Genomic DNA, 12,451 nt, shown 5'->3' with positions numbered 1-12,451 from the left:
TATTATAAAATATTTTAGCAAAAAAGCCAGCCCTAAGCTGACTCTTTATTCCATAGTATCAAAAGCGAGACTTGGTTTGGCATTGAGGTCCAAGCTTGCAAAGTTCTCCTTATTCCACTCGCTAACACTAGCATAGGCAATCATACCTGCATTGTCTCCACAAAGGCGTAGGGGTGGGATGATGACCTTGACATCTGTGATTTCAGCTGCCAAGCGTTCTCTAAGACCTTTATTGGCAGCCACGCCACCGGCTACGACTAGAGTTTTAACAGGGTATTTTTCTAAGGCCTTCTTGGTTTTGGCCATAAGAATATCCATGACTGCTGCTTGGAAAGATGCTGACAGGTCTTCCTTGGACAAGCTTTCTCCCTTTTGCTCGGCATTGTGGTGAAGATTGATAAAGGCAGACTTCAAACCAGAGAATGAAAACTCCAGATTGTCTTCCTTGATCATAGCACGTGGGAAATCATAAATATCCTGACCTTGATGGGCCAACTCGTCAATCTCGCGACCAGCTGGATAGGTCAAGCCCATGACGCGACCAACCTTGTCATAAGCCTCCCCAACTGCATCGTCTCGTGTCTCCCCAACAATCTTGTAATCCCCAGCCTCTGACACATAGACCAACTCGGTGTGTCCTCCGCTGACCAAGAGGGCCATCAAAGGAAACTCCAAAGGCTCCACACTCTGAGCTGCCATGAGGTGACCAGCCATGTGGTTAACGGGGATAAGTGGCAAGCTATGCGCCCAAGCAAAGGCCTTGGCAGCTGACAAACCAACTAGTAGAGCTCCAACCAATCCAGGTCCATAAGTAACCGCCACAGCTGTTACATCCTCTTCGGTAATTCCTGCTTCTGCCAGTGCTTCCTCGATACAGGCTGTAATAACCTCGACATGGTGTCGACTAGCTACTTCTGGTACTACGCCCCCAAAACGTTTGTGGCTCTCGATTTGACTAGCAATGACATTGGACAAGAGCTGGTCGTCGTTTTTCAGTACGGCAACACTGGTCTCATCACAGGATGTCTCAAATGCTAAAATATATCTATCCTTCATCTATTTCTCTCTTCATGATAACGGCGTCCTCGACTGGGTCATGATAGTAAGCCTTTCGCTCAGCGATGACCGCCATCTTTTCTTTCTTGTAAAATGCTTGCGCTCGGTGATTAGATTTTCTGACTTCGAGGAAAATCTCTTTATCTGTCGGCAACGTTGCAAACAAGTCTGACGCAATTCCCTGACCCTGATAGGCGTTCTTTACAGCGATTTGCAGGACTTCTGCTTCAAAGAGATTCTCCTGAACAGCTAGAAATCCAATCACTTCTACCCCATCATAAGCCAGAACATACCAAGTCTGATCTTGGAACAGGTCTGCTTGGATTTGTTCCAGTGTCCAAGGGCTGACTGGGTAAACATCTGCCATGACAGCGTAGATGGTTTTAGCTAGTTCAGGCTGTTTTTGGATTCGTTTGATTTCTATCATAGGCGTTTAATGTAAGACCCGCCAGACTCGGTATGGTTCTTGAGCCAGTTTTCCTCGGCTTCGACACGCTTGAGGTAATTTGGCACAAAGTCGTGCAAGGAGTCTTCTTTCTTGTCCCATGCCCAAAGAGCTAGATTAGCTGCATTTGACAAGGTTTCTTGGTAGCTAGCTTGTGGTAGCTGTTCTTGGATCTGCTCCACAAAGGCTCTAACTTCTCCAACAAAGGTCACCTGTTCAGCATCCTTGACCTGCTCTAGCACTTCCGCAAAGGACAGGTGTGCTTCTGGCATGACAGGTGTGGCATTTTCATAAAATCCTGCGTAAACATTGTTGCGACGCGCATCCATCAAAGGGACGAACAAGCCTTCTTGTTGGCGTGGCACCAGAGCCAATAAACTCGACATTCCAACCAACTCAATGTTCAGGGTATGAGCCAAAGTTTTGGCAGTTGCTACCGCAATTCGTAAGCCAGTATAACTACCTGGTCCTTCAGCTACCACGATTCGATCCAAATCCTTGGGGGTCCAATCCAAACTTGCCATCAAAAAATCGATGGCAGGCATGAGGGTAATACTGTAATTCTTCTTAATATTAATCGTCGTCTCGGCAAGAATCTGCTTGTCCTCTAAAATAGCGAGAGAAAGAGCCTTGCTGGACGTATCAAAAGCTAATACTTTCATAACACATTCCTATCTTTTTGTCTGTTTACTATTATACTACAAAAGCCAGAGCATGGGAATTTTCTTTGTTTTGAAATAAAAGAAGCCTGTCACTTAGACAAAGAAGACGGTACAAAAATTCAAAAAAATTTTACATTTTTCCTATCTTTCCCGAATATATAAGTGAACAAGGCAATTGAAAGGTTCTTCATAGGAAGTTTAGATAAGTCATATATGCTTTAACTCGATTTTCGATGCGAGAAATCATCATCGAAAACATAAGGATATCACCTGAAAATAGAAAAATCCGCCCCATCTATCAAGACGAGGTGGTTTTTCTGTATATTTAGATGAATAATTGAGCTCAAACATTTAAACCAAAATAAAAAACGAGCCAGACAACATAGGTGACAAGAAGGAGAAAAATTGAATAGAGCGTCACAAAAGCAAGCTTCCAAAGGAATTTTGTTTTGCGGTGTTCTAGATACGTAAAAATAAGATTTCCACCATAGACACAGGCTATAAAAACTATAAACATCAAGAGGCGAACCCCAATTGCAAATTCAAACAAACTAAACATCCTTAATCCTCCTTGTTTTAAAAGCTATAGGGAATATTCCCATCCATAAACTTCCCTTTCTCCTTCCATTATAACACCTAAGCGCTCTCCGACCAAATCCTACCTATCTTTTTACTCCTTCTTCCCCTCCTGACTTTCTCCATTTCCGTCTTTTACTAATTTTTCATTTTGTGGTATAATTGAAGTAATTGTAACGAATCAAGGTCAATCTAGACACAAAATGGAATGAAATCAAGCAAATCTCTGCTAAAAGTTTGGAATAAGCTGACCTGTAAATAGAAAGGAACTATATGATTTACAAAGTTTTTTATCAAGAAACAAAAGAACGTAGCCCACGTCGTGAAACAACACGCTCACTTTACCTAGACATCGATGCTAACTCAGAACTTGAGGGCCGTATCGCTGCTCGCCAACTTGTCGAAGAAAACCGCCCAGAGTACAACATCGAATTCATCGAACTCTTGTCTGACAAATTGCTAGATTACGAAAAAGAAACTGGCGCTTTCGAGATTACGGAGTTCTAATATGGCCTACACTCTTAAACCTGAAGAAATCGGCGTTTTTGCCATCGGTGGTCTGGGAGAAATCGGGAAAAACACATACGGAATTGAATACCAAGACGAGATTATCATCGTCGATGCTGGGATTAAATTCCCAGAAGATGACTTGCTGGGTATCGACTACGTTATCCCTGATTACTCTTACATCGTGGACAATATCGACCGCGTCAAGGCCGTTTTGATCACACACGGACACGAGGACCACATTGGTGGGATTCCTTTCCTGCTCAAACAAGCAAATGTCCCTATCTACGCTGGACCACTTGCCTTGGCTTTAATCCGTGGGAAACTCGAAGAACACGGTCTCTTGCGCAACGCCAAACTTTACGAAATCAACCACAACACTGAGTTGACCTTTAAAAATCTCAAGGCAACTTTCTTTAGAACCACCCACTCTATTCCAGAGCCTTTGGGAATTGTCATTCATACTCCTCAAGGAAAAATCGTTTGTACGGGTGACTTTAAGTTCGACTTTACTCCAGTTGGGGAACCTGCAGACTTGCACCGTATGGCTGCCCTTGGTGAAGAGGGTGTGCTCTGCCTCTTGTCTGACTCAACTAATGCGGAAGTGCCAACCTTTACCAACTCTGAAAAAGTCGTTGGTCAGTCCATCATGAAGATCATCCAAGGCATCGAAGGACGTATCATCTTTGCATCCTTTGCCTCAAATATCTTCCGTCTCCAGCAGGCAACGGATGCCGCTGTTAAGACTGGACGCAAGATTGCGGTCTTTGGTCGCTCTATGGAAAAGGCCATTGTCAACGGAATCGAGCTTGGCTACATCAAAGCTCCTAAGGGAACCTTTATCGAGCCAAATGAAATCAAAGACTATCCTGCAGGCGAGGTTCTCATCCTCTGTACAGGTAGTCAGGGTGAGCCGATGGCAGCCCTCTCTCGTATCGCCAACGGAACCCACCGTCAGGTACAACTCCAACCCGGTGATACGGTTATCTTCTCTTCTAGCCCAATTCCTGGAAACACCACTAGCGTCAACAAGCTGATTAACATTATCTCAGAAGCTGGTGTCGAAGTCATTCACGGAAAGATTAACAATATCCACACCTCTGGGCACGGCGGTCAGCAAGAGCAAAAACTCATGCTCCGTTTGATCAAGCCCAAATACTTCATGCCTGTTCACGGTGAATACCGCATGCAGAAAGTCCATGCTGGACTAGCGGTGGATACGGGTGTCGAGAAGGACAATATCTTTATCATGAGTAATGGTGATGTGCTTGCTCTTACCGCGAATTCTGCCCGTATCGCAGGCCATTTCAACGCCCAAGATATCTATGTCGATGGAAATCGTATTGGCGAAATCGGTGCAGCTGTCCTCAAAGACCGTCGTGATCTATCTGAAGACGGTGTCGTACTTGCAGTCGCAACTGTTGACTTCAAATCTAAAATGATTTTGTCTGGTCCAGACATCCTCAGCCGAGGCTTTGTCTACATGCGAGAATCTGGAGACTTGATTCGCCAAAGTCAGCGCATCCTCTTCAATGCTATTCGTATCGCACTGAAGAACAAAGATGCTAGCGTGCAATCTGTCAATGGTGCCATTGTCAACGCCATTCGTCCTTTCCTCTATGAAAACACAGAACGTGAACCGATTATCATCCCTATGATCCTCACACCAGATGAAGAATAATACTCTTTGATTTTCATTGAATACAAGTCAAAAAAACAGCCCCATCTTCGGAGCTGTTTTTCTCTATGCCTTCTTTTGAGATTGAAACTCAATAAAAATCGAAATCAGACTAGAAGGCTAGGCAAAAGCATAACTCAAGTTAGCTCCCATAGTTCGGGGAACTATGGGAGGTTGTAGATGAATCAAAGCCAAGCTTTGAACTCATTCGTAAGAAGCCGACGACGTATCATTTTGATTTTTGAAGGGTTTTAGAAATACTACGATTTTTACCTTCAAGATACACCATCAAAATAGAAATATCTGCTGGATTTACTCCCGAAATACGGCTGGCTTGGCCGATAGTTTCTGGATTGATAAGTTTGAACTTCTGGCGAGCTTCTGTTGCGATAGAATCAATATCATCCCAGTCAATATTAGCTGGAATGCGTTTTTCTTCCATGCGTTTCATCTTGGCAACTTGGTCCATAGCTTTGGAAATATAACCTTCGTACTTGATTTCTGTTTCAATCAATTCGATAATCTTATCATCCAAGTCCTCTGCAGCTGGTCCGATGAAGGCCACCACATCTTGGTAAGAAACTTCTGGACGACGAAGGAATTCTTTGGCTGTCACCGCATCTGTCAACGGCTTGAAGCCCATCTCTTCAACCTTGGCATTGGTTTCCTTGACTGGCTTGAGTTTGATACTGTCTAGGCGCTTCATCTCATTGTCAAATTGGTTTTTCTTAATCTCAAATCGAGCCCAACGTTCATCATCCACAAGTCCAATCTCGCGTCCCATCTCTGTCAAACGCATATCGGCATTGTCATGACGGAGAATGAGACGGTATTCAGCACGACTGGTCAAGAGACGATAGGGTTCAATAGTTCCCTTGGTCACCAAGTCATCAATCATCACCCCGATATAACCGTCGCTGCGCTTCAAAATCAACTCTGGCTTGCCTTGGATTTTTAGAGCCGCATTGATACCAGCAATAATCCCTTGGCCAGCAGCTTCTTCGTAACCTGACGTTCCATTTGTCTGACCAGCTGTGAAAAGTCCTGAGATTTTCTTGGTTTCCAGAGTCGCACGCAACTGGTGAGGTAAGACCATGTCGTACTCAATGGCATAACCTGTTCGCATCATCTCTGCATTTTCCAACCCTTTGATAGAATGAACCAACTCACGCTGTACATCCTCTGGCAGACTGGTTGATAGGCCTTGAACATAAACTTCCTCTGTATTGCGCCCTTCTGGCTCAAGGAAAAGTTGGTGACGTTCCTTGTCTGCAAAGCGCACAATCTTGTCCTCAATCGACGGACAGTAACGAGGCCCCACTCCCTTGACTACACCTGTGAACATAGGCGCACGGTGGAGGTTGTTTTGGATAATCTCATGACTGGTACCATTAGTGTAGGTCAACCAGCATGGCACTTGATCCTTAACATAGTCCTCATCACGTGAGGTATATGAGAAGTGATTAGGTGCTTCGTCTCCTGGCTGAATCTCTGTCACGTCGTAATTGATAGAAGAAGCCTTAACACGTGGAGGTGTCCCCGTCTTGAAACGACCGATTTCGAGTCCTAATTCCTTGAGGTTGTCAGCAAGGTTAATCGAAGCCAGACTGTGGTTAGGACCTGACGAATACTTGAGGTCTCCGATGATAATTTCCCCACGGAGTGCAGTCCCTGTGGTCACAATAACAGCCTTAGCAGCATACTCTTGATGGGTCGCTGTACGCACACCGACAACCTTACCATCTTCCACCAAAATCTCATCAATCATGGTTTGACGAAGGGTGAGATTTTCTTGATTTTCAACTGTCTTGCGCATCTCCTTAGAGTAAAGCTCCTTGTCAGCCTGCGCACGAAGAGCACGGACAGCTGGCCCCTTCCCTGTGTTGAGCATCTTCATCTGGATGTAAGTCTTGTCAATGGTTTTAGCCATCTCGCCACCAAGTGCATCCACTTCACGCACAACAATCCCCTTGGCAGAACCACCGATCGAAGGGTTACAAGGCATGAAAGCCAGCATTTCGATGTTGATGGTTGCAAGCAAGACCTTACAGCCCATACGGCTAGCAGCCAAGGAAGCCTCGACCCCAGCGTGTCCCGCACCGATTACAATAATATCGTATTCTTCCGTAAAATTATAAGTCATTTTCTCTCCTATTCCTCAAGATGAATGTGTCTTAGTTGGCCGTCCCAATCCGGCAGGGCTGTTTTTAAAAAGGCTGGAACTAGTTGAATATTCTGGAGCTGATCCAAATCAATCCACTCACAGGGCTGCCTTTTTTCATCTTCCTGCATGGTCAATGGGGCATCCTCAAGCAAGTTCACCAGATAATGAAACTCAATGTTGTGATAGGAAACACCGTCCTGTTCAAAACGATTTTCGACCACAAAAGCTAGCTGCCCAGCTTGAGCTTTGACACCCAGCTCTTCCCTCACTTCACGAACTACCGCTTCTTCCGTGCTTTCATTGACTTGAATCGCACCGCCAATAGTGTAATACTTGCCCTTGTCTTTGGTAACTAGGAGCTTGCGATTTTGAAGAATCAAGGCTGTCGCCCGAACACCAAAAACTGTATTTCCCACTTTTATCCGAAAGTCTTGTTGAGTCATTTTTATCCTTTCCCTTAAACGACACAAAAACAGTCAAAACTCCAAAGAAGTGCAGGACAAAAAAGCCTGCAACATCCATGAGCTTTGACCATCATTTCTATTGCTTTTATTATTGTAGCAAATTGAGAAAATTTGTCAATCTAAATGTACTGACAAACTTGTCCATCGCGATAAGCATTGTCAATCAAGCCACCACCTAGACACTCTTCGCCATCGTAAAAGACAACTGCCTGTCCTGGTGTGATTGCGCGCTGTGGTTCCGCAAAGATGACCTCTGCCTTGTCTCCTTTGACATGTACTGTCACCTTAGAGTCGGGCTGACGGTAGCGGAATTTAGCCGTACATTCTAGCGTAAATTCCTCTGGCATCTCACGAGTAAAATGAACTTGACTGGCTTCTAGGCTTGTTGACATGAGCGAGTCATGGTAGAAACCTTGGCCAACATAGAGGATATTCTTGCTCAGGTCTTTTCCGACAACGAACCAAGGCGCATTGTCACCACCGTGTTGGCCACCGATACCGAGTCCGCCACGCTGACCAATCGTATAGTACATAAGGCCTGCATGCTCGCCCATATCGCGTCCATCCACAGTCATCATGCGACCAGGCTGAGCTGGCAGGTAGTTGCTGAGGAAGTTTTTAAAGTTCTTTTCTCCGATAAAGCAAATCCCTGTTGAGTCTTTCTTCTTGGCAGTCGCAAGGCCTGCTTCTTCTGCTAGTTTTCGTACTTCAGGCTTTTCCAAATGTCCCAAGGGGAACATGGTTTTTTGCAGTTGTTCTTGCGACAGTTGGCTGAGGAAATAGGTCTGATCCTTGCCATTGTCCACGCCACGAAGCATGTGAACAATGCCATCCTCATCACGCGCCACACGGGCATAGTGCCCAGTCGCCACATAGTCTGCTCCCAAGGTCATGGCATAGTCCAGAAAGGCCTTGAACTTGATTTCCTTGTTGCACATAACGTCTGGATTTGGCGTGCGCCCTGCACGGTATTCCGCTAGGAAATACTCAAAAACGCGGTCCCAGTACTCTTTTTCAAAATTGACAGAGTAGTAGGGAATGCCGATCTGGTCTGCTACCGCAGCCACATCCTTGTAATCTTCGGTCGCCGTACAGACGCCGTTTTCATCTGTGTCATCCCAGTTCTTCATGAAGATACCAATCACATCGTAGCCCTGCTCCTTGAGCAAGAGAGCCGTCACCGACGAATCAACACCACCACTCATCCCCACGACAACACGTGTTTTAGAGTTATCACTCATGGTAAGTCTCCCATCTATTCGTTTATTCACGATTGAAGGTCGTGTGTGCTTCAACGATTGAAGGTCGCTTGAGCAGTATTCATTATAACACGCTTGGTTGGAGAAGACAAGAAAGAGGCTGATAAATCATCTCAACCTCTCTTTCTTCTTTGCAAACGAGTCAATTTTCCTTTTTAAGTTCTTTCTTCGCTTGTTCTATCTGGAATTTCACTTGCTCAAAGCCGGTTCCTCCCAAGGAATTCCGTCTCTGAACAGCGGTTTCCGGGCGCAAGTAGATATAGATATCCTCCTCAATCAAGGGATGGTAGACTTGCAACTCCTCCAAATCCCAATCTTGAATGTTTTTACCATGTTTGATAGAGTCTAGAACCAGTTTTCCTACAATTTCATGCGCTTCTCTAAAAGGGAGGCCTTTTTCTGCCAAATAATCTGCCAGTTCAGTCGCATTCGAAAAGTCATTCTCTGTGGATTGCTGCATTTTGACCTTATTAACCTGCATGCTTGATAGCATGCCTGCCAACACATCCAGAGAATTCAAAATCGTTTCTACTGTATCAAACATGCCTTCCTTGTCCTCTTGCAAATCCTTGTTATAGGCCAGAGGCAAAGATTTCATGACAGTTAATAGCCCAAGTAAGTGCCCGTAAACCCGTCCCGTCTTCCCTCGAATCAATTCGGCCATATCAGGGTTTTTCTTCTGGGGCATGATAGACGAACCTGTTGAAAAGCTATCAGACAAGCTAATGTACTGATACTCAAAACTGCACCAATTAATGATTTCTTCGCAAAAACGACTCATATGCATCATTAAAATGCTGGCGTTTGACAGGAATTCCAAGATAAAATCACGGTCACTCACTGCATCCAAGGAATTGGTATAGGGTTGTTGGAAGCCCAATAAATCACTCGATAATTGACGATCGATTGGAAAAGTTGTCCCCGCCAAGGCAGCCGCACCCAGTGGAGATAGATCCGTATGTTTCAGGTTAAAGGCAAAGCGTTCGCTATCCCTTTGAAACATATTGTAATAAGCCATGAGATGGTGGGCAAGACTAATCGGTTGGGCATGCTGCAAATGGGTATAACCTGGCATAATGGTTTCCACATGTTTTTCAGCCAAATCCAGCAAAACACCGTTCAGATTCGCCAACTTATCCAAGACATGGCCAAGTTGCTCCTTTAGATATAAGTGCATATCCGTCGCGACTTGGTCATTCCGAGAACGAGCTGTATGTAGTTTTCCAGCCAGAGGACCGATTTTCTCTGTCAGCAAGACTTCCATATTCATATGGATATCTTCATTTGCAATATCAAAATGAAGCTCTCCTGCCTCTAAATCTCGCAACAAAGCTTTCAGACCATCTTGGATCTGCTCTGCCTCTTCCAAGCTCAAAATGCCAGTCTGTCCTAGCATTTGAACATGAGCTAGGGAACCCATCAAATCAAATTTTGCCAGCTGGTGGTCAAAGGAAATACTCGCACCGAACTGTTCTACCCACTCTTCCACAGTGCCTTCAAATCGACCGCCCCATAATTTTGTATTTTTCGGCATATCCTGTCGTCCCTTTCTATCGCGTCACTACTCAACATTTTTCTGAACTTCTGAATAAACCTTAGTCGGAAGTCCCCAAAGCTTGATAAATCCAACAGCCGCATCTTGGTCAAAAGTATCCGCACTAGTATAAGTCGCCAAATTTTCATCGTAAAGAGAATTTGGTGATTTCCGAGCCACTACCTGGGCATTCCCCTTATAGAGTTTAACTTTTGCAGTTCCATTGACAACTTTCTGTGTCTCCTTGATATAGGCAATCAAAGCCTGAGTTGCCGGGCTAAACCACAAGGCATTATAGATGAGATTGGACAACTCATTTTCGATAATAGGTTTGAAATGAGCCACTTCTCTCACAAGAGTCAAGTCTTCAATCTCCTTATGAGCTGCCAATAAAGTCACAGCACCTGGGCACTCATAAATCTCTCTTGACTTAATACCGACTAGGCGATTTTCCACATGGTCAATACGACCGACCCCATGTTTTCCGGCAATTTCATTGAGCTTTTGAATCAAAGCCGCCACTTTCATCTTCTCACCATTGAGGGAGATGGGCACCCCGCAGCTAAACTCAATGTCAATAAATTCTGGACTATCTGGTGCCTCTTCTGGCGAAGATGTGATTCCAAATGCTTCTTCTGGCGCTTGGTTCCAAGGGTTTTCCAAAACACCACATTCATTTGCACGTCCCCAAAGATTTTGATTGACAGAGTAAGGATTATCAAGGTCAGCAGGAACTGGGACGCCGTTTTCTTTGGCATATTGGATTTCTTCTTCACGAGACCATTTCCACTCACGAACAGGCGCAACTACTTTTAGATTGGGATCCAAAGCTGCAATAGAGACTTCAAACCGAACTTGGTCGTTTCCCTTACCTGTACAACCATGGGCAATTGTGGTTGCCCCCGTCTGATGAGCTATTTCAACAAGTTTTTTTGAAATAAGAGGGCGACTCAGAGCAGATACCAAGGGATACTTCTGTTCATAGTAGGCATGAGCCTGAAGGGCCACTAAAACATAGTCATTAGCAAATTCTTCCTTAACATCAATGACATAAGACTCAACAGCCCCAACCTTGAGAGCTTTATCGTGGATGAACTCCAAATCTTTTCCTTCACCCACATCCATACAAACAGCGATCACATCATAGTCTTTTTTTAACCATGTAATAGCAACTGATGTATCCAATCCACCTGAATAGGCTAAAATGACTTTTTCCTTACTCATTTCTCTTCCTTCTTTCTATTTTTCGATAGAGGCTTTAAAAGCATCGTCAATCAATTTGTCCAACTCCCCAGAATCCTTCAACTTCTGGATGGTTTTGTCAACCGCCTCTTTTAATTCTTTACTGTCTTTTTTCATCGCAACAGCGTAGGAATCTTCTTTGTCATTGTCAAAATCAAACTCAGCGATGGCTAGGTCTGGATTATTCTCTACAAATCCTTTCGCCACTGGTTCCTCAAAGATAACCGCATCCAGTTGCCCTGATTTCAAATCTGTTATCAAATTTCCATTTTTAGGAAGTGAAACGAGAGAAGAATCCTGCAAGGTTTCTTTGGCCAAAGTTTCCTGGATAGAACCTTTCTGCGCTCCAACCTTTTTCTGGGCCAAATCCTTGACTGATTGGTAATTCGTTAATTCAGATTTTCTTACGATAACCTTATTTTTCGAAGTGTAGTAGGGAATTGAAAAATCGTAAACTTGACTTCTCTCTTCCGTTTTAGAAACACCTGATATGGCAAGATCGGCCTTGCCTGAATCAAGACTAGCCAGTACATTGTCAAAACTCATTGGAGAGAACTCCACTTCCACACCTAGTTCCTTTGCGATGGCTTTGGCTAGCTCAACATCTGAACCTACAATCTGATTTTTCCCATCGACCAATTTCTGATATTCAAATGGAGCAAACTCTGGATTTAGGGCCACCACCAATTTTCCTTTAGCCTTAATGGCTTCAACACCTTGGGACTGACTGTTACTACAAGCAAACAATAAGGGAAACATAAGCAAACTAAACATCGCCATCAGCACCTTCTTTACTTTATTCATAGAAAACCTCCTCTTATTTTTATACTTTTAAATTGTATAAATAATACACTTCTTAAAAAC

General features: G+C 44.2%; 12 protein-coding genes. 2 read left to right on the top strand and 10 right to left on the bottom strand.

Annotated elements, in window-relative coordinates; translation table 11 throughout:
- Positions 1-45: 45 nt before the first annotated feature.
- From tsaD to D8805_RS03120, 4 genes are all read right to left on the bottom strand, one after another.
- Positions 46-1,056 carry a tRNA (adenosine(37)-N6)-threonylcarbamoyltransferase complex transferase subunit TsaD gene (gene tsaD, locus D8805_RS03135; RefSeq protein WP_125415407.1) on the bottom strand — a complete coding sequence of 337 codons (1,011 nt, stop codon included), beginning with the start codon at positions 1,054-1,056 and terminating at the stop codon, positions 46-48.
- Positions 1,046-1,483, bottom strand: coding sequence for a ribosomal protein S18-alanine N-acetyltransferase (gene rimI, locus D8805_RS03130; RefSeq protein WP_125415406.1), 438 nt, complete (start codon positions 1,481-1,483; stop codon positions 1,046-1,048). The genes tsaD and rimI overlap by 11 nt, the downstream gene beginning before the upstream one ends.
- Positions 1,480-2,163 (bottom strand): tRNA (adenosine(37)-N6)-threonylcarbamoyltransferase complex dimerization subunit type 1 TsaB, encoded by a 684-nt coding sequence (tsaB, locus tag D8805_RS03125; RefSeq protein ID WP_125415405.1) that lies wholly within the window; start codon positions 2,161-2,163, stop codon positions 1,480-1,482. Before tsaB ends, rimI begins: the two co-directional genes overlap by 4 nt.
- A 343-nt stretch (positions 2,164-2,506) precedes the next feature.
- Positions 2,507-2,722, bottom strand: coding sequence for a hypothetical protein (locus D8805_RS03120; protein ID WP_084948283.1), 216 nt, complete (start codon positions 2,720-2,722; stop codon positions 2,507-2,509).
- Between the two features lie 290 nt (positions 2,723-3,012).
- Between D8805_RS03120 and D8805_RS03115 the strand changes: the two genes are divergently transcribed.
- Complete coding sequence (locus D8805_RS03115; protein WP_000639581.1) at positions 3,013-3,246, top strand: DNA-dependent RNA polymerase subunit epsilon; 234 nt, start codon at positions 3,013-3,015, stop codon at positions 3,244-3,246.
- A gap of 1 nt (position 3,247) precedes the next feature.
- Complete coding sequence (gene rnjA / locus D8805_RS03110; RefSeq protein ID WP_125415404.1) at positions 3,248-4,927, top strand: ribonuclease J1; 1,680 nt, start codon at positions 3,248-3,250, stop codon at positions 4,925-4,927.
- Between the two features lie 226 nt (positions 4,928-5,153).
- Here rnjA and mnmG read toward each other — a convergent pair whose 3' ends face one another.
- The 6 genes from mnmG to D8805_RS03080 form a co-directional block, all read right to left on the bottom strand.
- A complete protein-coding gene (gene mnmG, locus D8805_RS03105) occupies positions 5,154-7,067 on the bottom strand; it encodes a tRNA uridine-5-carboxymethylaminomethyl(34) synthesis enzyme MnmG (RefSeq protein WP_125415403.1) in 1,914 nt (637 codons plus the stop codon).
- Positions 7,068-7,075: 8 nt separating this feature from the next.
- Positions 7,076-7,531 carry an NUDIX hydrolase gene (locus tag D8805_RS03100; RefSeq protein WP_185774564.1) on the bottom strand — a complete coding sequence of 152 codons (456 nt, stop codon included), beginning with the start codon at positions 7,529-7,531 and terminating at the stop codon, positions 7,076-7,078.
- A 140-nt stretch (positions 7,532-7,671) separates the two neighbouring features.
- Positions 7,672-8,793, bottom strand: a complete 1,122-nt coding sequence (mnmA, locus tag D8805_RS03095; protein WP_001282939.1) for a tRNA 2-thiouridine(34) synthase MnmA — start codon at positions 8,791-8,793, stop codon at positions 7,672-7,674.
- A gap of 160 nt (positions 8,794-8,953) precedes the next feature.
- Positions 8,954-10,345 (bottom strand): argininosuccinate lyase, encoded by a 1,392-nt coding sequence (argH, locus tag D8805_RS03090; protein ID WP_125415401.1) that lies wholly within the window; start codon positions 10,343-10,345, stop codon positions 8,954-8,956.
- 27 nt (positions 10,346-10,372) lie between these two features.
- Entirely contained in the window at positions 10,373-11,569 is a 1,197-nt protein-coding gene (locus D8805_RS03085) for an argininosuccinate synthase (RefSeq protein WP_125415400.1), read from the bottom strand.
- 15 nt (positions 11,570-11,584) lie between these two features.
- Complete coding sequence (locus D8805_RS03080; protein ID WP_007518005.1) at positions 11,585-12,391, bottom strand: ABC transporter substrate-binding protein; 807 nt, start codon at positions 12,389-12,391, stop codon at positions 11,585-11,587.
- Between the last annotated feature and the right edge of the window lie 60 nt (positions 12,392-12,451).

Source organism: Streptococcus oralis subsp. dentisani (assembly GCF_003944205.1).
Lineage (GTDB): Bacteria > Bacillota > Bacilli > Lactobacillales > Streptococcaceae > Streptococcus > Streptococcus oralis_BH.
This window is presented reverse-complemented; position numbering and strand designations above follow the sequence as displayed.

Coding starts and splice junctions, on each gene's coding strand:
- tsaD (WP_125415407.1), bottom strand. CDS start 1,056: ATGAAGGATAGATATATTTTAGCATTTGAGACATCCTGTGATGAGACC.
- rimI (WP_125415406.1), bottom strand. CDS start 1,483: ATGATAGAAATCAAACGAATCCAAAAACAGCCTGAACTAGCTAAAACC.
- tsaB (WP_125415405.1), bottom strand. CDS start 2,163: ATGAAAGTATTAGCTTTTGATACGTCCAGCAAGGCTCTTTCTCTCGCT.
- D8805_RS03120 (WP_084948283.1), bottom strand. CDS start 2,722: ATGTTTAGTTTGTTTGAATTTGCAATTGGGGTTCGCCTCTTGATGTTT.
- D8805_RS03115 (WP_000639581.1), top strand. CDS start 3,013: ATGATTTACAAAGTTTTTTATCAAGAAACAAAAGAACGTAGCCCACGT.
- rnjA (WP_125415404.1), top strand. CDS start 3,248: ATGGCCTACACTCTTAAACCTGAAGAAATCGGCGTTTTTGCCATCGGT.
- mnmG (WP_125415403.1), bottom strand. CDS start 7,067: ATGACTTATAATTTTACGGAAGAATACGATATTATTGTAATCGGTGCG.
- D8805_RS03100 (WP_185774564.1), bottom strand. CDS start 7,531: ATGACTCAACAAGACTTTCGGATAAAAGTGGGAAATACAGTTTTTGGT.
- mnmA (WP_001282939.1), bottom strand. CDS start 8,793: ATGAGTGATAACTCTAAAACACGTGTTGTCGTGGGGATGAGTGGTGGT.
- argH (WP_125415401.1), bottom strand. CDS start 10,345: ATGCCGAAAAATACAAAATTATGGGGCGGTCGATTTGAAGGCACTGTG.
- D8805_RS03085 (WP_125415400.1), bottom strand. CDS start 11,569: ATGAGTAAGGAAAAAGTCATTTTAGCCTATTCAGGTGGATTGGATACA.
- D8805_RS03080 (WP_007518005.1), bottom strand. CDS start 12,391: ATGAATAAAGTAAAGAAGGTGCTGATGGCGATGTTTAGTTTGCTTATG.